23 protein-coding genes and 1 pseudogene are annotated in these 26,319 nt (G+C 68.6%); 11 read left to right on the top strand and 13 right to left on the bottom strand.

Features of this window, described 5'->3' with window-relative positions; genetic code table 11:
• Positions 1-131: 131 nt before the first annotated feature.
• Positions 132-1,082: a LysR family transcriptional regulator gene (locus EV147_RS18330; protein WP_130392664.1), complete on the top strand. Its 951-nt coding sequence runs from the start codon at positions 132-134 to the stop codon at positions 1,080-1,082.
• A gap of 47 nt (positions 1,083-1,129) precedes the next feature.
• Here EV147_RS18330 and EV147_RS18325 read toward each other — a convergent pair whose 3' ends face one another.
• The 6 genes and pseudogenes from EV147_RS18325 to pcaH all read right to left on the bottom strand — a co-directional run bounded on the left by EV147_RS18325 (position 1,130) and on the right by pcaH (position 8,323).
• Positions 1,130-3,811 (bottom strand): tannase/feruloyl esterase family alpha/beta hydrolase, encoded by a 2,682-nt coding sequence (locus EV147_RS18325; RefSeq protein ID WP_130392663.1) that lies wholly within the window; start codon positions 3,809-3,811, stop codon positions 1,130-1,132.
• 118 nt (positions 3,812-3,929) lie between these two features.
• The gene (pobA, locus tag EV147_RS18320) at positions 3,930-5,123 is read right to left on the bottom strand and encodes a 4-hydroxybenzoate 3-monooxygenase (RefSeq protein WP_130392662.1); all 1,194 of its coding nucleotides are present in this window, start codon (positions 5,121-5,123) and stop codon (positions 3,930-3,932) included.
• 65 nt (positions 5,124-5,188) lie between these two features.
• Positions 5,189-5,611 carry a 4-carboxymuconolactone decarboxylase gene (gene pcaC, locus EV147_RS26305; protein ID WP_235844821.1) on the bottom strand — a complete coding sequence of 141 codons (423 nt, stop codon included), beginning with the start codon at positions 5,609-5,611 and terminating at the stop codon, positions 5,189-5,191.
• Between the two features lie 54 nt (positions 5,612-5,665).
• Positions 5,666-7,024: pseudogene (locus tag EV147_RS18315) on the bottom strand (3-carboxy-cis,cis-muconate cycloisomerase); the annotation flags it as partial.
• 3 nt (positions 7,025-7,027) lie between these two features.
• Positions 7,028-7,597: a protocatechuate 3,4-dioxygenase subunit alpha gene (gene pcaG / locus EV147_RS18310; RefSeq protein ID WP_130392660.1), complete on the bottom strand. Its 570-nt coding sequence runs from the start codon at positions 7,595-7,597 to the stop codon at positions 7,028-7,030.
• A gap of 3 nt (positions 7,598-7,600) precedes the next feature.
• A complete protein-coding gene (pcaH, locus tag EV147_RS18305) occupies positions 7,601-8,323 on the bottom strand; it encodes a protocatechuate 3,4-dioxygenase subunit beta (RefSeq protein ID WP_130392659.1) in 723 nt (240 codons plus the stop codon).
• A 95-nt stretch (positions 8,324-8,418) separates the two neighbouring features.
• Between pcaH and EV147_RS18300 the strand changes: the two genes are divergently transcribed.
• The 4 genes from EV147_RS18300 to EV147_RS18285 all read left to right on the top strand — a co-directional run bounded on the left by EV147_RS18300 (position 8,419) and on the right by EV147_RS18285 (position 12,435).
• The gene (locus EV147_RS18300; RefSeq protein WP_130392658.1) at positions 8,419-9,363 is read left to right on the top strand and encodes a LysR substrate-binding domain-containing protein; all 945 of its coding nucleotides are present in this window, start codon (positions 8,419-8,421) and stop codon (positions 9,361-9,363) included.
• 105 nt (positions 9,364-9,468) lie between these two features.
• The gene (locus EV147_RS18295) at positions 9,469-9,996 is read left to right on the top strand and encodes a shikimate kinase (RefSeq protein WP_130392657.1); all 528 of its coding nucleotides are present in this window, start codon (positions 9,469-9,471) and stop codon (positions 9,994-9,996) included.
• A gap of 67 nt (positions 9,997-10,063) precedes the next feature.
• Positions 10,064-11,833 carry an alpha,alpha-trehalase TreF gene (treF, locus tag EV147_RS18290; protein WP_235844810.1) on the top strand — a complete coding sequence of 590 codons (1,770 nt, stop codon included), beginning with the start codon at positions 10,064-10,066 and terminating at the stop codon, positions 11,831-11,833.
• Positions 11,834-12,246: 413 nt separating this feature from the next.
• Positions 12,247-12,435: a hypothetical protein gene (locus EV147_RS18285; protein WP_130392655.1), complete on the top strand. Its 189-nt coding sequence runs from the start codon at positions 12,247-12,249 to the stop codon at positions 12,433-12,435.
• Between the two features lie 146 nt (positions 12,436-12,581).
• Here the strand turns inward: EV147_RS18285 and EV147_RS18280 are convergent, their stop codons facing one another.
• Both EV147_RS18280 and EV147_RS18275 read right to left on the bottom strand, forming a co-directional pair.
• Positions 12,582-13,265, bottom strand: a complete 684-nt coding sequence (locus EV147_RS18280) for a Fe2+-dependent dioxygenase (protein ID WP_130392654.1) — start codon at positions 13,263-13,265, stop codon at positions 12,582-12,584.
• 45 nt (positions 13,266-13,310) lie between these two features.
• Positions 13,311-15,521, bottom strand: coding sequence for a TonB-dependent receptor (locus EV147_RS18275; protein WP_407923261.1), 2,211 nt, complete (start codon positions 15,519-15,521; stop codon positions 13,311-13,313).
• A 486-nt stretch (positions 15,522-16,007) separates the two neighbouring features.
• On the opposite strand from EV147_RS18275, the gene EV147_RS18270 reads away from it, so the two are divergent.
• Positions 16,008-16,397 (top strand): cupin domain-containing protein, encoded by a 390-nt coding sequence (locus EV147_RS18270; RefSeq protein ID WP_130392652.1) that lies wholly within the window; start codon positions 16,008-16,010, stop codon positions 16,395-16,397.
• A gap of 16 nt (positions 16,398-16,413) precedes the next feature.
• On the top strand, positions 16,414-17,064 hold the full coding sequence (locus EV147_RS18265; RefSeq protein WP_130392651.1) for an MliC family protein: 651 nt from the start codon (positions 16,414-16,416) through the stop codon (positions 17,062-17,064).
• On the opposite strand, the gene EV147_RS18260 is transcribed toward EV147_RS18265, so the two are convergent.
• From EV147_RS18260 to EV147_RS18240, 5 genes are read right to left on the bottom strand one after another with little or no spacing between them, the layout of a single operon-like run.
• A complete protein-coding gene (locus EV147_RS18260; protein WP_130392650.1) occupies positions 17,061-18,026 on the bottom strand; it encodes an acyl-CoA dehydrogenase family protein in 966 nt (321 codons plus the stop codon). The genes EV147_RS18265 and EV147_RS18260 overlap by 4 nt on opposite strands.
• A gap of 14 nt (positions 18,027-18,040) precedes the next feature.
• Complete coding sequence (locus EV147_RS18255; protein ID WP_130392649.1) at positions 18,041-19,198, bottom strand: acyl-CoA dehydrogenase family protein; 1,158 nt, start codon at positions 19,196-19,198, stop codon at positions 18,041-18,043.
• Between the two features lie 32 nt (positions 19,199-19,230).
• A complete protein-coding gene (locus EV147_RS18250; protein WP_130392648.1) occupies positions 19,231-20,256 on the bottom strand; it encodes a tripartite tricarboxylate transporter substrate binding protein in 1,026 nt (341 codons plus the stop codon).
• A gap of 39 nt (positions 20,257-20,295) precedes the next feature.
• Entirely contained in the window at positions 20,296-20,757 is a 462-nt protein-coding gene (locus tag EV147_RS18245) for a MaoC family dehydratase (RefSeq protein ID WP_130392647.1), read from the bottom strand.
• Between the two features lie 41 nt (positions 20,758-20,798).
• A complete protein-coding gene (locus EV147_RS18240) occupies positions 20,799-21,968 on the bottom strand; it encodes a CaiB/BaiF CoA transferase family protein (RefSeq protein WP_130392646.1) in 1,170 nt (389 codons plus the stop codon).
• 111 nt (positions 21,969-22,079) lie between these two features.
• On the opposite strand from EV147_RS18240, the gene EV147_RS18235 reads away from it, so the two are divergent.
• The 4 genes from EV147_RS18235 (at position 22,080) to napA (ending at position 26,314) form a co-directional block, all read left to right on the top strand.
• On the top strand, positions 22,080-22,973 hold the full coding sequence (locus EV147_RS18235; protein ID WP_130392645.1) for a LysR family transcriptional regulator: 894 nt from the start codon (positions 22,080-22,082) through the stop codon (positions 22,971-22,973).
• A gap of 289 nt (positions 22,974-23,262) precedes the next feature.
• On the top strand, positions 23,263-23,445 hold the full coding sequence (napE, locus tag EV147_RS18230) for a periplasmic nitrate reductase, NapE protein (RefSeq protein WP_130392644.1): 183 nt from the start codon (positions 23,263-23,265) through the stop codon (positions 23,443-23,445).
• Between the two features lie 66 nt (positions 23,446-23,511).
• Positions 23,512-23,838 (top strand): chaperone NapD, encoded by a 327-nt coding sequence (locus EV147_RS18225; RefSeq protein ID WP_130392643.1) that lies wholly within the window; start codon positions 23,512-23,514, stop codon positions 23,836-23,838.
• Positions 23,819-26,314, top strand: a complete 2,496-nt coding sequence (gene napA / locus EV147_RS18220) for a periplasmic nitrate reductase subunit alpha (RefSeq protein WP_130392642.1) — start codon at positions 23,819-23,821, stop codon at positions 26,312-26,314. Before EV147_RS18225 ends, napA begins: the two co-directional genes overlap by 20 nt.
• Positions 26,315-26,319: the final 5 nt, after the last annotated feature.

Below are 26,319 nucleotides of genomic sequence, written 5' to 3'. Positions count from 1 at the left end.
GTTCTTGAGAGCAGGGTGTACGCAGGGCCAGGGACGACCCCGCCATCGGGCAAAACGCCAATATAGGCCGGCGCGACCCGCTCGTAAAATATATGCATGAAGCCACTCCCATATTCGTCCGATATGCCGTCATGGAACTGAGGCACCTGCGCTATTTCCTTGCCGTGGCCGAGACCGGTTCCGTCACGCGCGCCGCCGGGCAGCTCGGCATCCAGCAACCGCCGCTGTCGCAGCAGCTGAAGGCGCTCGAAAGCGAACTCGGCGTGACACTGTTCGAGCGCCAGCCGCGTGGCGTGGCGCTGACACCGGCCGGCGTGGCGCTCCACGCCGACACGACCGACCTGTTCGCCCGCATCGAGCAGATGCGCGCCCGCATGCAGCGCATGGCACGCGGCGACGAAGGCGCGCTGGCGGTAGGCTTCACGAGTTCCGCCGCCGCCCACAAGCTCACGCCCGAAGTGCTGCGCGCCTGCCGCCGCCAGTTTCCGCGCGTCACGCTGACGCTGACCGAATGCAACGCCGCCGAGGCGATCGAACGGCTGGCCGACGGCTCGCTCGACGCCGCGCTGCTGCGGGCGCCGGTCTCGCACCCTGACGGCGTGCGCTTCGACCTGCTGCTGGAGGAGCAAATGGTCATCGCGCTGCCGCTCGATCATCCGCTGCTGCGCCGGCGTGCGTTGCGCGGCCAGGGTGCCGGCGATCCGGTCTCGCTCAGCGAGCTGTCGGCGGACCCGTTCATCCTGGTGCGCCGCCCGGGCGCGCCCGGCATGTATGGCGACCTGCTGCGCGAGTGCGAGGCGCTCGGCTTCACGCCGCGCATCGGGGCCGAGGTCGGCCGCATGCTGACCAACCTGAACCTGGTAGCGGCCGGCGCCGGCGTCAGCGTGGTGCCTGCCTCGATGGCCGGGCTGAACCGGCATGGCGTGGCGTACTGCCGCATGGTCGAGGCCGACCGGCTGCGCGCGCCGCTGACGCTCGGCTACCGCGCCAGCCAGGACGATGCGGCGCTGGCCGCGCTCGTGGCGCTCACCCACCGCATCGCCACCCGCCATCGCAAGAAGCCGGAGCCGGAAGACCTCTGAGAACCGGACGCCGGGCGGGGACGAACCGGCATCCCCGCCCGCGCCGCTCAGTGCAACACGCCCAGTTCCAGCTTGCCCGCCGACGTCCCCACCAGCAGCCCCCCGCCATAAAGATACGAGGCAATCACGCCACCGGTGGCACCGATCACCCCCGGCACCGGCGTGTTGTACGTCAGTGTGCCGGACACCCCGTTGCGGACGATCGTGGTGCCTGCCAGGTCAGCCGCCACCTGCGCGCCATCGGTAGCCTGCACGCGGTACGCGCCATCCGCCGCGCCGGCCGCCAGGCCCGCCGCCGCCTGCTTCGCGTAGAGGTTCATGCCGTAGGCCGTGGCCGACCGCGTCAGGATCATCGGTACCGGCGTGCCGTTGACGATGCCGCTGATCAGCGAACCGCTCAGGACACCGTTACCCGCCGCGATCGTGCCGCCCACGAAGTAGTCGAACGCCTGGCGCGCCGGGTTCCACGCGATATAGCCCTTGGTGGTATTGGCGCAGTTGGCGTCGTACACCACGTAGCCACCGCTCGCGCTGGCCGCGCAGGTCTGCCATGTGGCCGCCGAAGAGCGCAGCCGCGCCGAGCCGTTGACGGTAGAGACCGAGCCATCGGCCACCGCGGTCTGGATGCCGTTGACGTTGTAGATATCGGCCACGGCGGTGTAGTCGGCCGAGACGTTCTGGAACGCCAGCAGCGGCCGGAAGCTGCCACCCGACGCCGCCCGCACGCCGCCCGAGAGCAGCCCGCCACCGCCCAGCGTGAACTGCGCGCCGTTCTCGTTGCTGCCGTAGGTGCAGCCACCCTGCGAGACGAGCTGGCCCGGGATCACCGTACCGGCGGCGCGCTGCAGGCTGGCATCGATCGTCACCGTGTACTGCAGCGTAGCGGGGTCGATGCGCACCGACAGCTCCTCGCCATCGGTATTGCCGCCCTTCCAGGTGGTTGCCACCGATGGCATGTTCAGGCACGACTGCACGATGCCGGAGGCGCCCTCGCACGTGTAGTTGATGGCGGCATCGGCGCTGCCCGTGCCCTTGTACTTCGGCCACGACGGATACAGGCACAGCGGCCGGGTACGCCCGTAGGTGCCGGCATTGGTGTCCATCACCGTGCGGGTGGCCGGTGCGGCGCCGAGTTCGACCCAGTTCTCCAGCGCCGTCAGCGAGTTCCACGCCGGCAGGAAGCTGCCCGTGCCGTGGCCCATGCCGGGCACCGTGTAGAAACGGATGCCCTGGTCCACAGCCGCCTGCCCCACGCGCCCGGTCACGGCCTTGTACCAGGCAATCGTCGAGTTGGGGCTGATGACCTCGTCGGCCAGGCCGTGCAGCAGGATCAGCCGGCCGCCCTTGCCCAGGAACGCCGACAGGTCGGGATTCGTCGCATCGGTCAGCGCCGACACTGCCTGCACGCGCGACGTCCAGCTGCCGGGGCTGGCCGGGTCGAAGGTCAGCGTATCGAACGCGGCGTTGCGCGTGACGAAATACTTCGTCCACTGGTCGCCGGTCAGGTACATGTTGGCATCGGCGGTCGTGGCCGGGTTGCCCGGCACCGGCCGCGTGCCGAGGTCGCGCGATGTGAACGGCCCCGCCACCAGCGCGCCTTCGAGGATGTTGTAGCCGCCCGCCTCGGTCACGCCATTTGCCAGCGGATAGCCAAGCTGCAGCGGCTGCTCGATGACCTTGACCGTGGCGATCTGCGCGTCCGACAGGCAGGTGTCGCCCGTATCGGCGCCGCCCGCGCAGCGCAGGCTTGCCAGCACCTGAAGCGCACCCACGCGGCAGCCTTCCACGTTGCTGATCACGCGGTCGGCCACGCCGTCGAGCGTGTCGCACGCATCCATGGCCGCCTTCTGCACCAGCAGCGTCTTGTTGATGTTGAGCCAGCCCGCCCCGCCGTTCAGGTACAGCGCACGCCCCAGCGCCACGTTCGAGAGCCGCGTGCCGGTGTAGTTGAGCGCCGGCTCGTTGGCAACCACGCCGTCGTAGTCAGCCGGCCAGCGCTGGATGTAGGTCAGCGCATCGCGGCCGCCCGTGGAGGTGCCGAGGAAGTAGGCGCGCGTGAGCGCCTTGCCATAGCGCTGCGCGATCAGCGCGATGGCCACGTCATGGGTTTTCTTGAGCGTGTCGCCGCCGTAGTTGACCAGCGCCTCGTCATTGGTGGCGAACCGGCCATCGGTGATGCTGCTGCTCTGGTGGCCCGAATCGTCGCCCCACGTGGCGTAGCCGCGCGCCAGCGGCGCGGGATCGTCGGGCAAGGCAAAGCGCACGGTCTCGGTGCCGTCGATCAGCGTGCCGTCGAAGCCGCCGCCGCCGAACTGGATACCCTTGCCGTTCCACTGCGTCGGCAGGTTGACCGCGAAATTGATGTTGGGCGAGGCCGCGTCCACGGGCGCGATGGCGCCGCGCACCTGGCAGTACTCGCCAAGCGTGTTGCCGCTGGCGTCGGCGGCGACCAGCGTGGCCGCATTGACCGTCGCGCCGCCCGAGGCCAGCGCCAGTGCCGACGCCGGGATGCTGGCGCCCTTGAGCGCATTGCATGCGTCCAGCGCACTGAGCGCGGGCGGCTCAGGCGTGGCGGGTGTCCCGCCCGCGCCGCCGCCGGGGTTGCCCGCGCCGGGGCTGGTGCCGGCGGGCGCGTCATCGCCCCCGCCACAGGCGCCCGCCAGCAGTGCGGCAGCGCATGCCACGGCCAGCAGCCAGGGCTGCCGCCGGTCGTTCGATCCGGTTGTCATGTCTCGTCTCCTCCGTGCCATCGGTACTTGTGCCGACAGGCTGGAGGAAACGGTAGCACCGCTGCCGGGCTACGTAAAATATATGTCAGTCGCGTAACTCATATGTTGGACATATGGATCAGTGCGGCAGCCCCACGTAGTTTTCGGCCAGTGACCGGCACGCCGCTTTGGAGGAGACCAGATAGTCGAGTTCGGCGCGCTGGATGCGGCGCGCGAAGTCGTCGGCACCGGGGAAGCTGTGCAGCAACGACGTCATCCACCACGAGAACCGCTCGGCCTTCCACACCCGCCGCAGGCAGCGCTCCGAGTAGAGATCGAGTTCATGGGCGTCGCCGTGCGCATAGCGGGCAATCAAGGCGTCAGCCAGCGTCACCACGTCGCTGGCGGCCAGGTTCAGCCCCTTGGCCCCGGTCGGCGGCACGATGTGGGCGGCATCGCCGGCCAGGAACAGCCGGCCGAAGCGCATCGGCTCGCAGACAAAGCTGCGCAGCGGCGCAATGCTTTTCTCGATGCTGGGACCGGTCACCAGGGCCTGCGCCGTGGCGGGGTCGAGCCGGCTGCGCAGCGTGTCCCAGAACCGCGCGTCGGACCAGTTCGCGGCCTGCTCGGTCGACGGCACCTGCACGTAGTAGCGGCTCCGCGTCTTCGAGCGCATGCTGCACAGCGCGAAGCCCTGCGGATGGCTGGCGTAGACCAGTTCGTCGGCCACCGGCGGCGTCTCGGACAGCACGCCCAGCCAGCCGAACGGATATTCGCGCTCGAAAATCCGTCTGGCGGCGCCGGGCACGCTGGCGCGGCTGACGCCATGAAAGCCGTCGCAGCCGGCGATGACATCGCAGTCCAGCACGTGCCACGCGCCATCCTTGCGATACCGCACCTGGGGCCGGGCACCGTCGAAATCGTGCAGCGAGACACCAGCGGCCTCGTAGACGCTGGGCATGCCGGACGCCGCACGCGCCGCCATCAGGTCGCGCGTGACCTCGGTCTGGCCGTAGACGGTCACGTCGCGGCCGATCAGCGCGTGGAAGTCGATGCGATGCCGCGCGCCATCGAACGACAGCTCGATGCCATGGTGGACCAGCCCCTCTTCGTGCAGCCGCGCGGCCACGCCGGCGCGCGCCAGTGCCTCGACCGTGCCACATTCGAGGATGCCTGCCCGGATGCGGCCGAGCACGTATGCGGGACTGCGCTGCTCGATGATCACGTTGTCGATGCCGGCCACGGTCAGCAACTGGCCGAGCAGCAGGCCGGCGGGACCGGCGCCGACGATGGCAACACGTGTGGATGCGCGCGGAATGCCGTTGGGGGCCAAGTTTTTGTCTCCTCGTTGTCTGCGTGCCGGCCGCTGCGTTGGCGGCCGTGTCACGCGTATTCTGGTTACTGGCCGGCGTCGTCGCCGGCAAGGATCTCGCCGGCCATGTGGAACGCCGAGTTCGCGGCCGGCACGCCGCAGTAGATCGCGGTCTGCAGCAGCACCTCCTGGATCTGGTCGCGCGTCACGCCGTTGTTGGCGGCCGCGCGCAGATGGAGCTTCAGTTCCTCGGACCGGTTCAGCGCCACCATCATCGCGATCGTGATCAGGCTGCGCGTATGGCGCGGCAGGCCGTCGCGCGTCCAGATCTCGCCCCAGGCGTAGCGTGTGATCAGGTTCTGGAACGGCGCGTTGAACGGCGTCAGGCGCTGCAGCGAGCGGTCCACGTGGGCGCTGCCGAGCACGGCGCGGCGCACCGCCAGGCCGGCTTCGTAGCGCTCGCGGTCGCTTGCGGCCGCGCGGGCGGCCGGGGCGGGCTGTGCCGGCATGCCTTGGGTTGTCGTCGCGGCCGCCGGCTCCGGCGCCACGGGGTCGCCGTGGCGCGCGCGCCAGGCCGCCACGGCGGCATCGGCGAACGGCGTCGCCTGGCCCGCGTAGCGCGCGGGATCGGCCAGCCGGTCGAGCGTGGCATCGTCGAGCAAGCTGGCATGTCCCGGGTCTTCGGCAAGCGTACGGGCCAGCGCCTCGCGCAGCGTGCAACCGTCTGCCACCGCGCGGCGCGACGCCTGCTCCACCACGTGGTGCGCATCGAGGCGGCCGATATGGCGGCCCAGTTCGAGCATGGCGGCCTCGCCCAGGATCAGGCCGCGCGTGAGGTCGAGGTTGGCGCGCATGCGGGCCGCGTCCACATCCAGCCCGGCCACCACCTCGCCCATCTGGCGCGCGGCGCCAGCCGCCAGCGACACGATCTGCGGCAGCGTGTCCCATTCGGCCTGCCAGCCACCCAGCGCGCGCTCGTGCTCCTGCGTCATGCCGGCCAGCATCGTTGCCACCAGCGGCGGCACGCGCGTGGCGGCGGCCAGCACCGCCGCGCAGCCCACCGGATTGCGCTTGTGCGGCATGGTGCTCGATCCCCCGCGCCCCGGCGCGGCCGGTTCGGCCACCTCCGCCACCTCGGTCTGCATCATCAGGGAGAGGTCGCGCGCCATCTTGCCCAGCGTGCCGGTCAGCATGCCAAGCGCGGCAGCCACGTCGGCCAGCCGGTCCCGGTGCGCATGCCACGGCAGCGCGGGCAGCTCAAGCTGCAGCGCCCGGGCGAACGCGATGGCCACGGCCGGCGCGTCGTCGCCGAGGCTGGCCAGCGTGCCCGCCGCGCCGCCGAACTGCAGCACACGCGCCTGGTCGCGCGCCGCATTGACCCGCGCCTGCGCGCGCTGCAACGCGTCGAGCCAGCCGGCCACCTTCGCGCCGAAGGTCGTGGGCAACGCGTGCTGCAGCCACGTGCGGCCCACCATCGGCGTGGCCCGATGCGTACCGGCCAGCGCCGCGCAGGCGTCGCCCAGCCGGGCCAGATCGGCGTCGATGGCCTGCAGCGCCTGCGCCAGTTGCAGTACCAGCGCCGTATCGAGAATGTCCTGGCTCGTGGCGCCCCAATGCACAAAGCGCGCCGCCCCGGCATCGCGGCTGGCCACGGCTGCCGTCAGTTGCTTCACGAACGGGATGGCCAGGTTGCCGGCGGCCACGGCGTCGTGGGCCAGCGCGTCCGGATCGAGCGCACAGTCGGCGCAGACCTCGCCGATCACCTGCGCGGCCTGCGGGGGTATCACGCCGCAATGCGCCTCGGCGCGGGCCAAGGCAGCCTCGGCGTCGAGCATCGCGCGCACGGTGCCGGCATCGGAAAACGCAGCCAGCACGGCGGGACTGCCAAACATCGGATCGGTCAGGCGGGAGTTCGTGGGCATGGTTCAGATATCGAAGAAGACCGTCTCGCCCGGCCCTTGCAGGACCACGTTCCAGCGGTAGCGTCCCACGCCATCGGGCTCGGCCACCAGCGTGGCGCGCCGCGCTGCGGGCACCAGGGCCAGCACGGTATCGGCGCCATTGGCCCTGGCTTCATCACCGAAGTACAGCCGCGTAGCCACGTGCTTGACCAGCCCGCGCGTGAAGACCGAGACCATGACATGCGGCGCCTGGGGCCGTCCGTCGATGCCGGGCACGGCGCCGGGCTTCACGGTCACGAAGCGGAATCCGCCATCGGGCCCGGTTGGCACGCGGCCAAACCCGGTAAAGCCGGCGGTGAGCGGCAGTTCGCGGCTATCGTCGGCATGGCGGTACCGGCCGGCCGGATTGGCCTGCCAGATCTCCAGCATGCCATCGGGCACGGGCTCGCCCCGGCCATCGGTGACGCGGCCTTCGATGACGATGCGCTGGCCGGCCAGTTCGGGCGAGCCGGCGGTCAGGTCCGCGCAGTTCAGCCCGGTCAGGCCGATATGGAGATACGGACCCACGGTCTGGGATGCGGTGGCGTACAGCATGGCTTACTCCATCGGCGTGGCATCGCGGCCACGCAGCACGATATCGAAACGGTAGCCCAGGGCGTACTCGGGCGCGGTGGTCTCCCAATCGAACGTGGCCACCAGCCGGTTGCGCGCCTTCTCGTCGGGCACGCACTGGAAGATGGGGTCGAATGCCAGCAGCGGATCGCCCGGAAAGTACATCTGCGTGACCAGCCGCGTGGCATACGCGTTGCCGAACAGCGAGAAATGGATGTGCTGGGGCCGCCAGGCGTTGTGGTGGTTGCGCCAGGGGTAGGCGCCGGGCTTGACCGTCCTGAACTGGTAGTTGCCGTGCGCGTCGGTAATGGTGCGGCCTTCGCCCGAGAAATGGGGGTCGAGCGGCGCGTCGTGCTGGTCGCGCGGATGGGTATAGCGACCAGCGGCGTTGGCCTGCCAGATCTCGATCAGTGCGTGCGGCACGGGACGGCCGTTCTCGTCGAGCACGCGGCCGGTCACGAGCATGCGCTCGCCCTGCGGTGTGCCGCCGTTGCCGACAGTCAGGTCGTTGTCGCCTTCGCGGACGAATTCCGGGCCGAACGTCGGGCCGGTGACCTCCGACAACGATTGCGGCAGCGCAATCAGCGGCTCGGCCGGCGCGCGCAACTGCGTGGAGGCATAGGGCGGGTACAGATATTCGGGCTGGGTGTCCCAGTACGGGCGCCGGTATTGGGCCGGCATGGCGGGGCGGTCGGAGCGTGGGGGCATCGCTGTCTGCCGTGATGTTGGGGAATCCGACGACTGTAAGCACCGCTGGAATTCATGTAAATTGAGTTTTGGCGAAATTACGATGAATTTTGGTTATGCAAGCCCTTGCCCTGCCCGATGCCTTCCGCAGCCGCATCCGCCTGCGGCACCTGCACTGCTTTGTCGCAGTGGCGCAGGCCCGGCACCTGGGGCGCGCCGGGGAGCAGCTCGGGCTGACGCAGCCGGCCGTGTCCAAGACGCTGACCGAACTGGAGGAACTCGTCGGCACCCGCCTGCTGGTGCGCCAGCGCGCCGGCACCGACCTGACCGCGGCCGGCATGCGCTTTCTGCGCCATGCGCTGCGCATCCTCGATGACCTGGACGCTGCGGCCGGCAGCCTGGCCGGCGCCGATGGGGCACGCCACGAGCGTATTCGCGTGGGCGCGCTGCCGAGCATCGTGCCGGCGCTGCTGCTCGATGCCGTGAACCGCTTCCGGGCCACCCACGCCGACGTGGCGCTGGCCGTGCAGACCGGCATGAACCGCACGCTGATCGATCTGCTCAAGGCTGATGTCCTCGACATCGTGATCGGCCGCATGGACGACCCCGCCGCCATGGAGGGGCTGTGGTTCGAATCGCTGGCCGCCGAGCCGCTGGTGCTGGCCGTGCGCGCCGGCCATCCGCTGGCCACCCATGTCCGGCCCACGGTACGCGACGCGCTGGGCTGGCCGATGGTGGTGCTGGCCGTGGGCTCGATCCCGCGCCACAGTACCGAGAGCCTGCTGGCCCGGCACGGACTGGCCCTGCCCGAGGGCTGCCTGGAAACCGCCGATGCCTACCTGAGCCAGTTGGTCACGCTGGGCAGCGACAGCGTCTGGGCCGCCCCGCTCTCCGCCACGCGGCGTGCGGTGGCCGCCGGCGAGATGGTGCTGCTGCCGGTTGCCACGCCCGGCACCGAGGAGCCCATCGGCCTGCTGCGCCGGAGCGACCGCACGCCCGGCCCGGTGGCCGAGGCCTTCGTCGACACGATCCGCGCCATCGCCGCACGCCAGGCCGCCTGATGCCCCGCCGCCGGGGGGCAGGCCGCCAGTGAAACGCCGCGCCGGGCGCGCGGACAACGTGCTAACGTTGCGCAGGACAGGCATGGCTCGCTGCGGCACACCGACATGGACCAGCACAACGCCTCTGGCAACCTCTTCCTGATCGGCTTCATGGGCGCCGGCAAGACGACGATCGGCCGCACGGTCGCGCACCTGCTCGGCCGGCCGTTCTTCGACACCGACCATGAGATCGAGGCCCGCTGCGGCGTGCGTATCACGACCATTTTCGAGCTGGAAGGCGAGGATGGCTTCCGGCGCCGCGAAACGCGGGTGCTCGACGACCTGACCCGGCGCAGCGGCATCGTGCTGGCCACCGGCGGCGGCGCCGTGCTGCGCCCCGAGAACCGCGACATGCTGCGCACGCGCGGCCACGTGGTCTATCTCGATGCCACGGTGCAGGACCTGTGGCGCCGCACGCGGCGCAACCGCAACCGTCCGTTGCTGCAGGTGGAGAATCCCCGCGCCCGGCTGGAGGCGCTGTTCAACGAGCGCGACCCGCTGTATCGCCAGACCGCCCACGTCATCATGCCCGCCCACAGCGGCAGCGTGGCCCAGGCTGCGGCCAGCGTGCTGGTGCAACTGGGGCTGGGGTAGCGCCGACCGGAACTTTGGCCCATCCCGCCGGCTCAGACCGTCCATGAGACCTGAAAAAAGGGACACCATGCGAGCCAACTCCGTGCCGCACGCCAGCACGCGCACCGCCCCCGCGCAACCCGATGCGGCATTGCAGCAACCGGCCGCGAACCACTCCGGCAGGCCCGGGCACTGCCACGCCCACGCCCCGCGGATCACCCATCTCCCCTGCCCCGAACCGTGCACGCTCCCCGGCTGCGCGGCCGCGGATGTGCTGTCCCCGGCCGAACGCTATGAAGAACTGTTCGTCGCCGTGCAGGCCGGCGGGCTGTTCGCCGACAGCAAGACCTTTCCCGACTGCGTACCGCTGGACGCCCCCGAAGCCATCCTCGCCCGGTACCGCGCCGAACGCCACGCCCCGGGCTTCTCGCTGGAAGACTTCGTGGCGGCCCATTTCGACCGGGAGACCGAGCCCGCATCGCATTACCAATCACGCCCCGACGATTCCCTGCGCGAACATATCGACGGCCTCTGGCCGGTCCTGACACGCGAGCCCGCCGAGCACCCGCCGATGTGTTCGCTGCTGCCGCTGCCCGCGCCCTATGTGGTGCCGGGCGGACGTTTCCGGGAGCTGTACTACTGGGATTCGTACTTCACGATGCTGGGCCTGTCGGCCAGCGGGCGGCGCGACCTGCTGCAGCCGATGGTCGACAACTTCGCCTACCTGCTGGACACCTACGGCCACGTGCCCAACGGCACGCGCTCGTACTACCTGAGCCGCTCGCAGCCGCCGGTCTTCTCGCTGATGATCGAGCTGCTGGAAGACGGGGGCGACGGCCAGCGCGACACCGCCACGGCCCTGCGCTATCTGCCCCAGCTCAAGCGCGAGCACGCTTTCTGGATGGATGGCAGCGCCCACCTGAAGCCCGGTTGCGCGCACCGTCGCGTGGTACGCCTGCCGGACGGCACGCTGCTCAACCGCTACTGGGATGACCGCGCCTATCCGCGCGAGGAAGCCTATCTCGAAGACGTGGAGACCGCGCGCCGCAGCCATCGTCCGGCTCACCTGGTGTTCCGCGACCTGCGCGCCGCGGCGGAATCGGGCTGGGATTTCAGTTCGCGCTGGTGCGATCCGGTGCCCGCCGACGGCACGGCCACGCCGGACCTGTCGACGATCCACACCACGTCGATCCTCCCGGTCGACCTGAATGCGCTGCTCTGGCATGCGGAATGCCATCTGGCGGCGCTATGCGATACGGCGGGCGCACCGGACGACGCCGCGCACTACCGGGAGGCCGCCGCGCGGCGCCAGCAGGCAACAGGCGCGCTGATGTGGGACGCCGGCGCCGGGGCGTTCCTCGATGTCGACTGGTGCCGTGGCACCCGGCGCCCGAACCTGAGCGCGGCCACGCTGATGCCGCTCTTCGTGGGCATGGCCACCGCCGGGCAGGCCGACGCCGTGGCCGCCACGGTGGCATCCCGGCTGCTGGAGGAAGGCGGCCTGGCCACCACCGAGATCCGCTCGGCCGAGCAATGGGACCGCCCCAACGGCTGGGCCCCGCTGCAGTGGGTAGGCATCGCGGGCCTGCGCCGCTACGGCGCCACCGCCCTGGCCGACGACATCGCCCACCGGTGGCTCTGCACCGTCTCGAATCTCTATGCGCGCGAATACAAGCTCGTGGAGAAATACCGGCTCGTGCGGCGGCATCCGGGCAGCGCCGAAGGCGGCAGCGGCGGCGAATATCCGCTCCAGGACGGCTTCGGCTGGACCAACGGTGTGGTCAGCGCGCTACTGGCCTGCTATCCCGCGCACCCGGCCAGCGAAAGCCAGGCGGGCCGGCCAGAGACCGCCGACTGAGCCGCCGTCCCGCGTTGCGATTCCCCGCGAACCCCGTGTTTGCCGAAGGACGGGCTACGCCGGTCGGAACCCGGTTCTCTTGTTCGGAATCGATGCAGGAGTGAGTACGCGCTATGCGCGCTGCCGAACAGACGCCAATACCTCATGTGAGTTATTGGCGCCCGGCGCTGGCAACGTCACACTTGCCGCAGGGTCATTCGACACGACCCGAAACGACTTGGCAACTCTTACTGCCCCGACGATCCCGCGCGTCGGGGTATTTCTTTTTGGGCCGTTTGTCTTTGAGACAACGTCGCAAAAACGCACCCTCTTGCGGCGGATCAAACACGCTTCACCCGTCACATTCGGACACGTTTTTCCGGCCTCAAGTGATGCACGATGGCGCCCTGTTCATTCGTTTGAAGGAGCCAACCATGCGCAAGCACGACAACCCGCCTTCCGGCAAAAGCCAGGACATGACGTCCGGTATGGCAGACCCATCCGATGGCGGGAAAGACGCCACCGCACCGGGCCATCCACGGAAAACCTCGTTCGCAGCGTTCCTTGCGTCGATTCCGAAGGACGAATCCGACGACGGCAGCGACTTCGCCCGAATCCAGTGAGGGGAGACGTCCATGTTCCTGCTTTTTCCCATACCGGTGTCTGGACGCTGAATCCGTTTACCGGTCCGCAGAGCCCGCCGCGCCTGCATCAACTTTGCAAGTCGCTGGTACGCCGGCTCGCACCAGCGGTCATGACCGCACCCTCCCTACGCATCCGCCCAGCGCCGTAGCAGGTTGTGATACACGCCGGTCAGCCCGATCACGGCCTCGTTGTCCTGGCCGAGGGAACCGGCCACTTGCCGCAGGCGGTTGTCGAGCTCGAACAGCAGCGCGCGCTGGCCGTCGTCGCGCACCATGCTCTGAATCCAGAAGAATGACGATACCCGCGCGCCGCGCGTGACCGGGGTCACGTGGTGCACGCTGGTGGCCGGATACAGCACCATGTGCCCGGCCGGCAGCTTCACGCGCTGCTGGCCGTAGGTGTCCTCGATGACCAGTTCACCGCCGTCGTAGTCTTCCGGCCCGGTCAGGAACAGGGTGGCGGAAAGGTCGCTGCGGATGCGGAAATCGGTGCCGCCGAGGTAACGGATGGCGTTGTCGACGTGGTGGCCGAAGGTCTGGCCGCCCTCGTACCGGTTGAACAGCGGCGGGAAGACCTTGAGCGGCAGCGCGGCCGAGAAGAACAGCGCGCTGTTGGCCAGCGCGTCCTGGATCAGGTTGCCGACCTGGCGCGCCACGGGCGAGCCCTCGGGCAGTTGCAGGTTGCGCTTGGCCAGCGCGGACTGGTAGCCCGAGGTCTGGTTGCCGTCTGACCACTCGGCGGCGTCCATCAGCGCGCGGCAGTCGGCAACCTGGGCTTTGGACAGCACGTCCGGAATATGCAGCATCATGATGGGGGGCACCGGACCCCGGGGTCGCCCCCGGGGTGTTCCGGCTCAGAAGCGGAAGTTGGCGGTCAGCATACCAAAGCGGCCCGCGCCGAGCGCCGCGTAGTGCGCCGCGAACGCCTTGGTGTAGTACGTCTTGTTCAGCAGGTTCTGGACGTTCAGCTGCAGCGTCAGGTTCTTGTTGACGCGGTAGGCCGCCATGGCATCGAAGCGCCAGTACGAGGGCACGTACAGCGAGTTGGCCGCGTTGCCGTAGACCTGGCTCACGTAGTACGCACCACCGCCCACGGTCAGCGCCGGCAGCACCTGGTAGGTCGACCACAGGCTGAAGCTGTTCTTCGGCGTGTTCGGGAACTGGTTGCCGTTGTTCACCGCGTTGGTGGCCACCGGGCCGTTGTCCTTCAGCTCGCTGTCGAGGTAGGTGTAGCCGCCGAACACGTTCCACTTGTCGGTAATGCCGCCGGCAAAGCCCAGTTCGAAGCCGCGCACCTGCTGCTTGCCGACGTTCTGCGTCGTGTTGGCGTCCACCGCCACGCGGGCGTTGTCCTTCTCGATCTGGAAGATCGCGCCGGTCACCGACAGGCGGCGGCCCAGCAGGTCCCACTTGGTGCCCAGTTCCCACGCCTTGCTGCGCTCGGCGTCGAGGTTCTGGATCTGCGCCGAGAGGTTGTCCGAGCCATCGCCGTTCGACGTGCCCGGCGGCGTGGACGCCGTGCCGTACGACACGTAGATGCTGCCGAAGTCCACCGGCTTGTAGACGATGCCGGCCTGATAGTTGAAGAAGTTGGCGTTGTTGGCCAGGTTCACGGCCGCCACCGACGCACCGGTGTTCGGGTTCGTGTAGGCCGGCGTGAAGGAGCTGGTGCGGTAGTTGTCGTAGCGAATGCCGCCGTTGACCAGCCACTGCTTCGTGATCTCGACCGTATCGAACAGGTACACCGAGCGCGTGTCGGTCTTGGTCTTCTGCGTATAGCCCATCTTGCCGACGCGGCCGGTCCAGATGTCGCCCGGGTTCGGGTTGTAGAGGCTGGTGCAATCGCCGCTGGCCAGCAGCGAGGCGTTGCAGGTATTGCCCGCGCCGCCGCCCGGCACCACGTTGTACGGGGTGTTGTCGGTATCGTCGCGGCTGAACTCGAAGCCGAACAGTACCGAGTGCTTGAGGCGGCCCGTGTCGAACCTGGCGATGAAGTCGGTCTGGTTGATCAGCGAGTCGGTGGCCGAATCGCGGTTCTTGCTGCTGCGGTACACCAGCCCGCGCGCCACGTTGCCACGGCTGTCGTCAGGGTTGGTGACGATGTAGTCGTTCGAGCTGCGGCCCCAGCGCGTGGTGTTGCGCAACGTCAGCTTGTCGCTGAAGGCGTGCTCGACGATGGCGGTGCCGATATCGGTCTGCGTGTGCTGGAAGTCGCGGTTGACCAGGCCGTAGAAGTTGTGGCGGTCCACGTTGGCGGGACCGGCCGGGTTGGCCTTCGACGACTGGGCAGCCGGGCGCGCATACGGGATGCTGTAGTCCGGCATGTTCTGGCCCTGCAGATGGTAGTACGACAGCGTGACCTTGGTGGGGCTGTTCAGGCCGAACGTGACCGACGGCGCGAAGCCCCACGAGTGGCCGCCCACGGCTTCACGGCCCGGCGTGTTGGCGTCCTGGGCCATCGCGTTCAGGCGCAGGCCGGTGTTGTCGTTGAGCACGTAGTTGCCGTCGAGCGTGGCGCGCTTGTAGGCGTCGGTGCCCACGCCGACCGAACCCTGCACGAAGTTTTCCTTAGTCGGCAGCTTGGTGACGATGTTGATCAGGCCGCCGACCGAGCCCTTGCCGCCGTAGGCCGAGCTGGGCCCCTTGATGATCTCGATGTTCTCGATGTTGAAGGTGTCGCGCGTCTGCGAGCCGGCATCGCGCACGCCATCCACGAAGATGCTGCTGCCCGAGTCGAAGCCACGGATGAACGGGCGGTCGCCGATCGGGTTGCCGCCCTCACCGGCGCCGAACGTGATGCCCGGCGTGGTACGCAGCGCGTCCTGCAGCGAGTTCGAGCCCGATTGCTGGATCACTTCGGCCGGCACCACCGTCACGGATTTCGGCGTGTCGAGCAGCGGCGCGGTGAATTTCGGAGATTCGGCCCGGTCGACCTTGTAGCCGTCCTCGCGCGCGGCCTTGACGGTCACGCCCTGCAGTTGCTGGACCGGACTGGCTGCGGCGGCCACCGTGGTGGCCGGCGTGGCTTCCTGGGCTGCGGCGCCCTGCATCGCCATCGCGGCCATCGGACCGGCGAGCGCCGTCACCAGCACGTTGGGCCGGAACACCTCCGAATACTTGCTCATTTCTCTTTCTTCCCCGTGGATTGCTTTGTGTTGTTGTCGGCATATTTCGTCATGCAGACATTGGAGGACGCTGAACGCTGATTTCCTCGGGCCGCGATTGTAGGGATGCGTCAATAAAATACAAATACGAATCATTCCTATCCGCATTGGATGCAGAGATGTATTTGATGCCGGGCCACGGGCAAGAAAAAGCACTTATAGAGGGTTTACTCGGTAACTCCCGGCAATCGGATTTGATAAGCGCGCTTCCTGTTTGTAATGGTTTTGTAATGCGCGGTAACAAACCGTGTGCGGGCCGCAACAGTGACCGGAAATGTCCTCCAATCCATGGGGATATCCGATGCACGGGATGCACCATTTGATGGAGGCGGAACCAGCGCGGGCCGCTACACTGCTGATCTATATAGTGACTTTTCGATATCAACCGTGTCTGCTTCTGCGCCTGCCGCCTCCGCCCCGTTTCTTTCCGACTTCCGTGCCGACCCGGCGCCCGTGCATGACAACCCGCGCCCGGACCGCCTGGTGCAGGGCAACCCGGACCGCACCACGTGGACGCACTACAGCGCGCCGCAGGGCGACTTCGATTGCGGCTTCTGGGCCTGCGAACCGGGGGCGTGGCGCATCGCGTTTCCGGCGGGGAAGGAAGAGTTCTTCCACGTGATCAGCGGGCGGCTGCGCATCACCAGCCACGCCGGTGAAGCACGCGAGTTCGGCCCAGGTGATGCCTGCGTCATACCGGCCGGTTTCGAAGGTGTGTTCGAGGTCATCGAGCCGGTGCGCAAGCATTTTGTCGTGATCGATCGCAACGCGGGGTAGCCCGCTGGAGACTGCCATGCCACGGTTGTCCGCCGTCTCGCTTGCCGCCGCGTTGTTCGGGCTGGCTCCCTCGCCGCAGGCCGCCCCGGCCAATACCGCCACCCCGAGTTTCGACTGCCGCAAGGCCGAGGCGGAGATCGAGCAGATGGTTTGCAAGGACACCACGCTGGCCCGGCTCGATCGCGAGACCACCCGGCTCTACGGGCTGGCGCTCGATGCGCGCTCGCTGCCCAAGGCACAGAAGAAACAGTTGATTGCCGGACAGCGCGGCTGGATCAGGGGCCGCAACGACTGCGCGAAGGCCGACGATGCGCGCGACTGCACGGTCTCGACCTACCTGGAACGGATCTTCGCGCTACGCCACGGCTACGCGGGCGCGCGCCGGCAGGACGACAAGGGCATCAGCCGGGGCCCGTTCAACATCCGCTGTGCCGGGGTGGACGCCGTCATCGCCGGCACCTTCGTGCAGACCGATCCGGGCTACGCCTACCTGCGCTGGCTCGACCAGCAACTGGTGCTGCCGCAGACCCCGGCCGCCTCGGGCGCGCGCTACGCCGCGTCGCTCAAGGATGGCGACGCCCTGTTCTGGGACAAGGGGCCCGACGCGCAACTGGTGGTGCCGGGCAAGCCCGAAACCAGTTGCCGCGTGGACCTGCAGCAGAGCTAGGCCGCCTCGCCGGCCCACTGCCGGATCTGGTCGACGGTGCCGCCCTGCGCGTCGCAAACCGCCGCCCCGATCTCGCGCGCCCAGTAGCGCTCTGACCCATCGGCCAGCCGCCAGGCATGGAGCCGCCGCGTGAACAGTTGCAGGTCGTACTCGGCGGTGATGCCGAGCGCCCCATGCACGGCATGGGCGATGGCGCTGACCGCTGCCACGGCCTCGCTGGCATTGCACTTGCCGATGGCAGCGCGCATGCGCTCCGGCTGCCAGCCATCCGCCGCGCAGGCAATCTGCGCGGCCATCCGCACCGCCGCCACCTGCTCGGCCATCACACTGATCTGGTGCTGGATCGCCTGGAACTTGCCGATATTGCGCCCGAACTGCGCGCGGTCGTTGGCGTACTGCAGCGTAAGGTCGAACGTGCGGGCCATCGCGCCAGCCAGCAGCGCGCTGTGCAACGCGGCACCCATCGTGCGCAGCGTGCCGGGTGCCAGCGCAAACGCCTGGCCCCCGCATTCGCCGATGCTGACCGTCAGGTCGCCGTGCACGCCAGTGGCCTGTACCGCCGCCGCGTCGCGGGCCACCAGCGATGCGGCCCCGTCCTGCTGCACGAGGAACCACGCGGCCGTGGCGCCATCGGCCACATGGGCGCGCGCGGCACCTTCGCGCGAGGCCAGGGCGATCGGGCCGTCCGGCAGCGGAACGCCGGCCGCCTGCAGCACCGCGCGCGCGAACATCGTCTGCGCCAGCGGCACGGGCAAGGCGTACTGCCCCATCGTCACCAGCATCGGCAGCGCGTCGGCCAGCGCGAGCCCGGCATCGGGCAGCAGGCTGTCGGCGAAGCCGCTCTGCTGCAGCGCGTCCCACAGCGGCGCCGGCGATGCGCCCGCCTCGATGGCCCGTACATCGGCCGGCGTGCACAGATCGCGCAGCACCGCTTCCAGCGCGTCCGAGTAGACGTTTTCCATGTTGATTCTCCCGGTCAGCGCAGGCCCAGCCCGCGCGCGATCATGCCGCGCAGGATTTCGCGCGTGCCGCCACGCAGCGAATAGGTCGGCGCGATCTGGCTGACATAGGCACAGGTGCGGTACAGATCGGCGTCGGCAGCCAGCGCCGGATCGTCGCCGAGCGCCGCCTCGGCCAGCGTGCCCACGGCCTGTTCGAGTTCGGTGCCGAGATCCTTGACCACCGCCGCCTCGATCAGCGGGCTCTCGCCCGCCGCCAGCCGGGCCGTTACCGCCAGCGACATCGCACGCAGCACGGCCAGCCGGCCGACCAGCTTGCCGATCGTGTCCGGATCGCGCCGCAGGGCCGGCAGCGTCCGCAGCGCCGCCATCCACGCATCGAGCAGCACCACGCTCGAATAGAGCCGCTCGGGGCCGCTGCGTTCGAAGGCCAGTTCCGCATTGACCTGCTCCCAGCCGGCGCCCTCCTGCCCCACCAGCGCGTCGGCGGGCAGCAGCACGTCCTCGAACGCCACTTCCGAGAAATGCGCGTCGCCGGCCAGGTCGTGGATCGGCCGCACCGTCACGCCCGGCGCGGACAGGTCGACGATGACCTGCGACAACCCCTTCTGGCGGTCTCCGGGCTGCCCCGAGGTACGCACCAGCGCCAGCATGAACTGGCAGCGGTCGGCATTGGTCGTCCAGATCTTGCGCCCGTTGAGCCGCCAGCCACCATCGCACGGCGTGGCGCGTGTGGTGACGCTGGCAAGGTCGGAGCCCGCGTTCGGCTCGCTCATGCCGATGCAGAAGAACGCCTCGCCCCGGCAGATGCGCGGCAGGTAGAACGCGCGCTGCGCGTCGGTGCCGTAGCGCAGGATCAGCGGGCCGCTCTGCCGGTCTGCAATCCAGTGCGCGCTGACCGGCGCGCCGCAGGCCAGCAGCTCCTCCACGAGCACGAAGCGCGAGAATGCGTCGAGGCCCGCACCGCCGTACTGCGCCGGCAGCGTGATGCCGACCCAGCCGCGCCGCGCCAGCGCCCGGCTGAAATCCGCGTCGAAACCCATCCACGAGCGCGCACGGCGATCCGGCGGCAGGGCAGGCAGGTGCTCACGCAGAAACACCTTGACCTCGGCGCGAAACGCCGCCGCCTGCGGCGGCAACGCGGTCAGGGCAAACGTACCGAACAGGGATCGCAATCTCGGACTCCTTCTTCAGGCGCGGCGCGCGGTCAGTCCAGCGTGACGCCGGTGTCCTTGACCACCTTGCGCCACCGCTCGATCTCGTGGGAAAGAAACGTGCCGTAAGCCTCCGGCGAGGATCCGCGCGGCTCGGCGCCCTGCGCGGCCAGGCTCGCGCGCACCTCCGGCGCGGCCAGCGCCTTGACCGCCGCACCGTTCAGCCGGCGCACGATGTCGGGCGGCGTCTTCGCGGGCACCATCATGCCCTGCCACGCGCCTGCCTCGAACCCCGGCAGTCCGGACTCGGCCAGCGTCGGCACATCGGGCAACTGGGCGCTGCGCGTGCTGCTGGTCACGGCCAGCGCCTTCATGCGCTTGTCGCGGATGAACGGCAGGGATGAGTTGATCGTGTCGGTCATGAACTGCACCTGCCCGCTGGCAAGGTCGGTCAGCGCCGGGGCACTGCCCTTGTATGGCGCGTGCGCGGCATCGAGGCCCTTGGCCTGCAGGAACAGGAAGGCGGTCAGGTGGGTCACGTTACCGTTGCCGGCCGAGCCGTAGGTCATCTTGCCCGGGTTGGCCTTGAGCCACGCGACGAACTCGGGCACCGTGTTCGCCGGCACCTGGGCGTTGACTTCGAGCACCAGCGGCACGTTGGCCGTGAGCGCCACGGGCAGCAGGTCGCGCTTCACGTCATAGGGCAGCTTGCGGTACAGCGCCGGGCTCAGCGCGATCGACGAAGTGTTGTAGAGCACCGTGTAGCCGTCCGGCGCGGCCTTGGCGACGATCTCGTTGCCGATATTGCCGTTGGCGCCGGGACGGTTGTCCACGAGCACGGTCTGGCCCAGGTCTTCGGACATGCGCCTGGCAATCACGCGCGACACCAGGTCGGTGGGGCCGCCCGGCGGGAACGGCACGACGAGCCGGATCGGCCGGTCCGGATACTCCGCGGCCAGCGCCGCGCCCGGCAGCGCGGCGACGGCAAGGCCGCACGCCGCCAGCGCCTGCAGCCATCGGCGGCGCGCGGCGGCGCGGGAACGTTGGTGATGCCTGGCATTCCTGCTCTGTATTGGCATGGTTGTCTCCTCCGGGTGAAACGATGGCGGGTGGTGGCGCTAGCGTCCGGCCAGCAGGCGGCGGGCCGTATAGGTCATGACCAGCTCCTGGCGCTGGTTGAACACCTCGATCGACGAATCGACCACGGCGCGGCCGCTCTTCGAGGTAGGACGGATACCGGTCACGGTAATGCGCGCGTGGATCGTGTCGCCCACCAGCACCGGGCCAAGGATCTTCTGGGTCAGTTCGAGCATCGCCAGCCCGGTGCCCTGGATCATCGTCTGCAGGATGAAGCCCTCGATCAGCGAGTAGGTCAGCGCGGCCGGCACCGGACGCCCCTTGATGGCCCCGGCCTCGTAGCCCTCCTCGATGAAGATCGCCTCCAGCATGCCGGTCACCGAGATGAAGTTGACCAGGTCGGTCTCGGTCACGGTGCGGCGGAAGGTCTCGAAGACCTGTCCTTGCTCGATGTCCTGCCAGTAGAAGCCCTGCCCCAGGCGTTGCGGCTGTGCGTTGCTCATGAACGTCTCCTTGGTGTGGTCTGTCGGGTTGGCGGGCCGGTTCAGCGGCCCAGCGCGGCAATCTCGTCGTCGGTCAGCCCCACGCCGCCGAGCACCTCGCGCGTGTGTTCGCCCAGCCGGGGCGGCACTCCGGCGCGGGCGCGTTCGCCGTCGAAGCGCACCGGGGCGCCCGGAAAGCGCAGCGTGCCCATGCCGGGGTCTTCCACCTTGTCGAAGAAGTCCGTGGCGCGCAGGTGCGGATCGTTCACCAGTTCGTCGAGATCGTTGACGCGCGCCACCGGGATCTGCAGCCCCTCGCAGATCTCGATCCAGTCGGCGGTGCCGCGCTCGCGCACCAGCTCCCCGGTAATCTCGTAGAGCGTTTCGATATGGCGCGTGCGGGCGGCGATGTCGGTAAAGCGGGCGTCGGCGGCCAGGTCGTCGCGGCCGGCGGCCTGGAAGAAGTCGCGCCAGTGGGCATCGGTGTACGGCATCATGCAGACGTAGCCGTCCGCCGTCTGGTACGGGCGGCGCAGCGGCGCCAGCACGCGCGGATAGCCGGCCTGCGCGCGGGGCGGCTCGAAGTGCTGGCCGTACAGGTGCTCGACGAGGTTGAACGCCACCATCGACTCGAACATCGGCACCTCCACCATGCCGCCCTTGCCGCCATTGCGCTCGCGCCCGGCCAGCGCCGCGCTGATCGACAGCGCCGCCACCAGCCCGCTGGTCTTGTCGGCCGAGATCGTCGGGAAATAGCGCACGGTGCCGGTCTGCGCCGCCATCAGCGCCGCGTTGCCGCACAGCCCCTGGATGATGTCGTCATAGGCGGGACGGCCGCCGTAGGGACCATCCTCGGCAAAGCCGAGCAGGCTCACATAGACCAGGCGCGGATGGCGCGCCATCACGCTGGCCGGATCGAGGTCGAGCTTGCCGAGCTTCTGCGGGCGCATGCTGTGCAGGAAGACATCGGCGGTGGCCAGCAGCCGGTGCAGCGCGGCCTGCGCGGCGGGCTGCTTCAGGTTCAGCACCACACTCTTCTTGCTGCGGTTCACGCCGAGGAAGATCGCCGACATGCCGTCCTCGGTGGCCGGGCCGGTGCGGCGGGTGGAATCGCCTTCGGGAGTCTCCACCTTGATCACTTCGGCGCCGAGGTCGGCCAGCCACTGGCTGGCATACGGCCCCATCACCACGGTCGACAGGTCCACTACACGGATTCCGGCCAGGGGCAGCATCTGGGTCTCCTTCTCTTGCTTTGGCTTGCGGTATGACCCCGTAGCGTATGCCTGTGTCCAGATTGCGTCTAATATTAGTTTCTTAAGAACTGATATCCATCGAATATCACCATGGATCTCCGCCAGCTCCAGCAGTTTGTCGCCCTCGCCGAGACCGGCAACTTCCACCGTGCCGCCGAGCGGCTGCACATGGCCCAGCCGCCGCTCTCGATTTCGATCCGCAAGCTCGAAGCGTCGCTCGGCACCGCCCTGTTCGTCCGCACCACGCGCGGCGTGCGCCTGACCCAGGCCGGCGAGGCGGCGCTCGACGACGCACGGCGGGCGCTGTTCCATGTGGCGCAGGCGCGTGCCGCCGCGCTGTCGGCCGCCCATGGCGAGCGCGGCGCGCTGCGCATCGGCTTCGTGGGCTCGGCCACCTATGCGCTGCTGCCGCGCCTGATTCCGGCGTTCCGCGATGCGCATCCGGGCATCGAACTGATCCTGCACGAGTCCACCTCGGCGTCGATCCTCGAACGCATCGGGCAGGGCCAGCTCGATGCCGGGCTGGTGCGCTTTCCAATCCTGAGCAGCGGTCCGTTCGCGCTGATGCCGCTGGAGTCGGACACCTTCGTCGCGGCAGTGCCGGCCGAGAGCCGCTTTGCGGCACAGGAGCGCATTGCGCTGAAGGCGCTGGCCGACGAACCGTTCATCATGCACCCCGGCGCCGACGTGCCGAACCTGCGCGCGGTGGCGATGCTGCTTTGTCAGCAAGCCGGCTTCGTGCCGCGCATCGCGCAGGAGGCGGTCCAGGTGCAGACCATCGTCAGCCTGGTGGAGAGCGGCCTGGGCGTGGCGCTGGTGCCGGGGGTGGCGGCGCGCTACACCAACCGGCGCGTCCGCTTCCTGCCGCTGTCCAGCCCCCGGCCCGCCGCCGCCATCGGTATCGCGCTGGCCACCCGCCAGGGCACCGACGACCGCCACGTGCTGCGCTTCGTTGCCGCGGCGCAGCGCATCGCCACCGGATGAGCCACCGGGTATCCGAAGTGCACGGCGCGATACAAATGCCAGCCCCGGCACAGCTGTCGAATTTATTGATATCGGCGCAGAAGATCTTCACATCACGGGCTGATGCAAGCGCCGCCGGGCCGCGCGCCGCGTCCCGCCAAGGTTCGGCGCCGATGCCGGCCTGCCCGGCCCTGCACCGCCCGCGCCGGGCTGCGGGTGCACGTCTTGACACTCCATTGCACGATTCCTTTAATGGGTTACGCATAGCCGGCGCGACGTCCGGTACGCCTGTTCATGAGCCGAGGGAAATATGGATTCGGGTAGCGTTCAGGAACCACGGAACCCACAAGACCCACAGCGCAGGAAGGAAGAACTGCGCAGCTTCCTGTTTCTCACCGCCGTGATGGTGCCGGTACTTTCCGTCATCGTCGTGGCCGGCTACGGCTTCATCGTCTGGATGAGCCAACTGATCAGCGGACCGCCCACGCACTAGCCAGCGCGCATTTCCACAAGAAGAAAGCAGGAACAAGCCAACCGCAGTCTTGTTTCGGGGTAACACATGCCTGCAAGACGTTCCATCCCCATACAGCCCGTCGCCTCGGACGACGAGTGGCATATCGCCGGCATCATGGTCTATGCCCACCCCGCCGCGCTGGAGCGGGTGCGCATCGCCATTGCGGCGATGACCGGCACCGAGATCCATGCCGCCACCGAGACGGGCAAGCTCGTGGTCACCGTCGAGGCCCCCACCTCGCAGGCCATCGTGGCGCAGCTCACCTGCCTGCACCAGCTCGAGGGCGTGATCTCGGCCACGCTGGTCTACCAGCACAACGAAGACGCCGCAGCCATGTACGAGGAGATTGGCGATGTCAGTCACGCGTCGTGAATTCATCAAGCAGACCGCCATTGCCGCCACCGCCTCGGTAGCCGGCATTCCGGGCGCCGCCGAATCCGCCAATTTCGTCACGGACAGCGAAGTCACCAAGCTGAAGTGGTCCAAGGCGCCCTGCCGCTTCTGCGGCACCGGCTGCGGCGTGACGGTGGCCGTGCGCGACAACAAGGTGGTGGCCACGCAGGGCGACCCGCAGTGCGAGGTCAACAAGGGCCTGAACTGCGTCAAGGGCTACTTCCTGTCGAAGATCATGTACGGCCAGGACCGGCTGCTCAAGCCGCAGCTGCGCATGAAGAACGGCAAGTACGACAAGAACGGCGAATTCGCCCCGGTCAGCTGGGAGCGCGCGTTCGACGAGATGGAAGCCCAGTTCAAGCGCGTGCTCAAGGAAAAGGGCCCCACCGCCGTGGGCATGTTCGGCTCGGGCCAGTGGACGATCTGGGAGGGCTACGCGGCGTCCAAGCTCATGAAGGCGGGCTTCCGCACCAACAACATCGACCCCAACGCGCGCCACTGCATGGCGTCGGCCGTGACCGGCTTCATGCGCACCTTCGGCATGGACGAGCCGATGGGCTGCTACGACGACTTCGAGAACGCCGACGCCTTCGTGCTGTGGGGCTCGAACATGGCCGAGATGCACCCGATCCTGTGGACCCGCATCACGGACCGCCGCCTGAGCCACCCCAAGACCCGCGTGGCTGTGCTGTCCACGTTCACGCACCGCTCGTTCGACCTGGCCGACCTGCCGATCATCTTCACGCCGCAGACCGACCTGGCGATGCTGAACTACATCGCCCACCACATCATCAGCACCAACCGCGTCAACAAGGATTTCGTCAACAAGCACACGGTGTTCAAGGAAGGCGTGGCCGACATCGGCTACGGCCTGCGGCCCGACAACCCGCTGCAGAAGGCCGCGAAGAACGCCGGCAACCCCACCGACGCGAAGCCGATCACGTTCGACGAGTTCGCGAAGTTCGTCTCGAAGTACGACGCCAACTACGTGAGCAAGCTGTCCGGCGTGCCCAGGGACAAGCTCCAGCAACTGGCCGAGCTGTACGCCGACCCCAACGTCAAGGTGATGTCGCTCTGGACCATGGGCTTCAACCAGCACACGCGCGGCACGTGGGTCAACAACATGGTCTACAACGTGCACCTGCTGACCGGCAAGATCGCCACGCCGGGCAACAGTCCGTTCTCGCTGACCGGCCAGCCTTCGGCCTGCGGCACGGCGCGCGAGGTGGGCACGTTCTCGCACCGGCTGCCCGCCGACATGGTGGTCACCAACCCCAAGCACCGCGAGGAGGCCGAGCGCATCTGGAAGCTGCCCGCTGGCACGATCCCCGACAAGGTGGGCTACCACGCCGTGCTGCAGAACCGCATGCTCAAGGACGGCAAGCTCAACGCCTACTGGGTGCAGGTCAACAACAACATGCAGGCGGCCGCCAACATGATGCAGGAGGGGCTGCCCGGCTACCGGAACCCCGACAACTTCATCGTGGTCTCGGACGTCTACCCCACCGTGACCGCGCTCTCGGCCGACCTGATCCTGCCCAGCGCGATGTGGGTGGAGAAGGAAGGCGCCTACGGCAACGCCGAACGGCGCACCCAGTTCTGGCACCAGCTCGTGGATGCCCCGGGCGAGGCACGCTCGGACCTGTGGCAGCTCATGGAGTTCTCCAAGCGCTTCAAGGTGGAGGAAGTCTGGCCGGCGGACCTGATCGCCAAGAAGCCGGAGCTGCGCGGCAAGACGCTGTTCGACGTGCTGTACCGCAACGGCAACGTCGACAAGTACCCGGTCAAGGAGGCCAACGCCGAGTACCACAATGCCGAGAACAAGGCCTACGGCTTCTATGTGCAGAAGGGCCTGTTCGAGGAGTACGCGAGTTTCGGCCGGGGCCATGGCCACGACCTGGCGCCGTTCGACGCCTACCACGAGGCGCGCGGGCTGCGCTGGCCCGTGGTCAACGGCAAGGAGACGCGCTGGCGCTACCGCGAGGGCAGCGACCCCTACGTCAAGGCCGGCACGGGGTTCCAGTTCTACGGCAACCCGGACGGCAAGGCCGTGATCTTCGCGCTGCCGTACGAGCCGGCGGCCGAGTCGCCGGACAAGGAGTACCCGTTCTGGCTGGCCACCGGCCGCGTGCTCGAACACTGGCACTCGGGCTCGATGACGCGCCGCGTGCCCGAACTGTACCGGGCCTTCCCGAACGCGGTCTGCTTCATGCATCCCGAGGACGCCCGCGCGCTGGGGCTGCGGCGTGGCGTGGAAGTGGAAATCGTCTCGCGGCGCGGCCGCATGCGCACCCGCATCGAGACGCGCGGCCGCGACACGCCGCCCAAGGGGCTGGTCTTCGTGCCCTGGTTCGACGCCAGCCAGCTGATCAACAAGGTGACGCTCGATGCCACCTGCCCGATCTCGCTGCAGACCGATTTCAAGAAGTGCGCGGTCAAGATCGTCAAGGTCTAGGAGAT

It is taken from the genome of Cupriavidus agavae, assembly GCF_004217045.1.
GTDB classification, from domain to species: domain Bacteria; phylum Pseudomonadota; class Gammaproteobacteria; order Burkholderiales; family Burkholderiaceae; genus Cupriavidus; species Cupriavidus agavae.
Note: the sequence above shows the minus strand (reverse complement) of the source record. Positions and strands in the feature narration are given on the sequence as shown.

Bases quoted from the DNA above. Each gene is read 5' to 3' on its own strand.
- EV147_RS18225 (WP_130392643.1), top strand. From the start codon at position 23,512: ATGCCTGCAAGACGTTCCATCCCCATACAGCCCGTCGCCTCGGACGAC.
- treF (WP_235844810.1), top strand. From the start codon at position 10,064: ATGCGAGCCAACTCCGTGCCGCACGCCAGCACGCGCACCGCCCCCGCG.
- EV147_RS18235 (WP_130392645.1), top strand. From the start codon at position 22,080: ATGGATCTCCGCCAGCTCCAGCAGTTTGTCGCCCTCGCCGAGACCGGC.
- EV147_RS18300 (WP_130392658.1), top strand. From the start codon at position 8,419: ATGCAAGCCCTTGCCCTGCCCGATGCCTTCCGCAGCCGCATCCGCCTG.
- napE (WP_130392644.1), top strand. From the start codon at position 23,263: ATGGATTCGGGTAGCGTTCAGGAACCACGGAACCCACAAGACCCACAG.
- EV147_RS18330 (WP_130392664.1), top strand. From the start codon at position 132: ATGGAACTGAGGCACCTGCGCTATTTCCTTGCCGTGGCCGAGACCGGT.
- EV147_RS18265 (WP_130392651.1), top strand. From the start codon at position 16,414: ATGCCACGGTTGTCCGCCGTCTCGCTTGCCGCCGCGTTGTTCGGGCTG.
- pcaG (WP_130392660.1), bottom strand. From the start codon at position 7,597: ATGCTGTACGCCACCGCATCCCAGACCGTGGGTCCGTATCTCCATATC.
- EV147_RS18240 (WP_130392646.1), bottom strand. From the start codon at position 21,968: ATGCTGCCCCTGGCCGGAATCCGTGTAGTGGACCTGTCGACCGTGGTG.
- pcaH (WP_130392659.1), bottom strand. From the start codon at position 8,323: ATGCCCCCACGCTCCGACCGCCCCGCCATGCCGGCCCAATACCGGCGC.
- EV147_RS18275 (WP_407923261.1), bottom strand. From the start codon at position 15,521: ATGGCCGCGATGGCGATGCAGGGCGCCGCAGCCCAGGAAGCCACGCCG.
- EV147_RS18295 (WP_130392657.1), top strand. From the start codon at position 9,469: ATGGACCAGCACAACGCCTCTGGCAACCTCTTCCTGATCGGCTTCATG.
- EV147_RS18325 (WP_130392663.1), bottom strand. From the start codon at position 3,811: ATGACAACCGGATCGAACGACCGGCGGCAGCCCTGGCTGCTGGCCGTG.
- pcaC (WP_235844821.1), bottom strand. From the start codon at position 5,611: ATGCCGGCACAGCCCGCCCCGGCCGCCCGCGCGGCCGCAAGCGACCGC.
- EV147_RS18260 (WP_130392650.1), bottom strand. From the start codon at position 18,026: ATGGAAAACGTCTACTCGGACGCGCTGGAAGCGGTGCTGCGCGATCTG.
- EV147_RS18285 (WP_130392655.1), top strand. From the start codon at position 12,247: ATGCGCAAGCACGACAACCCGCCTTCCGGCAAAAGCCAGGACATGACG.
- EV147_RS18250 (WP_130392648.1), bottom strand. From the start codon at position 20,256: ATGCCAATACAGAGCAGGAATGCCAGGCATCACCAACGTTCCCGCGCC.
- EV147_RS18280 (WP_130392654.1), bottom strand. From the start codon at position 13,265: ATGATGCTGCATATTCCGGACGTGCTGTCCAAAGCCCAGGTTGCCGAC.
- napA (WP_130392642.1), top strand. From the start codon at position 23,819: ATGTCAGTCACGCGTCGTGAATTCATCAAGCAGACCGCCATTGCCGCC.
- EV147_RS18245 (WP_130392647.1), bottom strand. From the start codon at position 20,757: ATGAGCAACGCACAGCCGCAACGCCTGGGGCAGGGCTTCTACTGGCAG.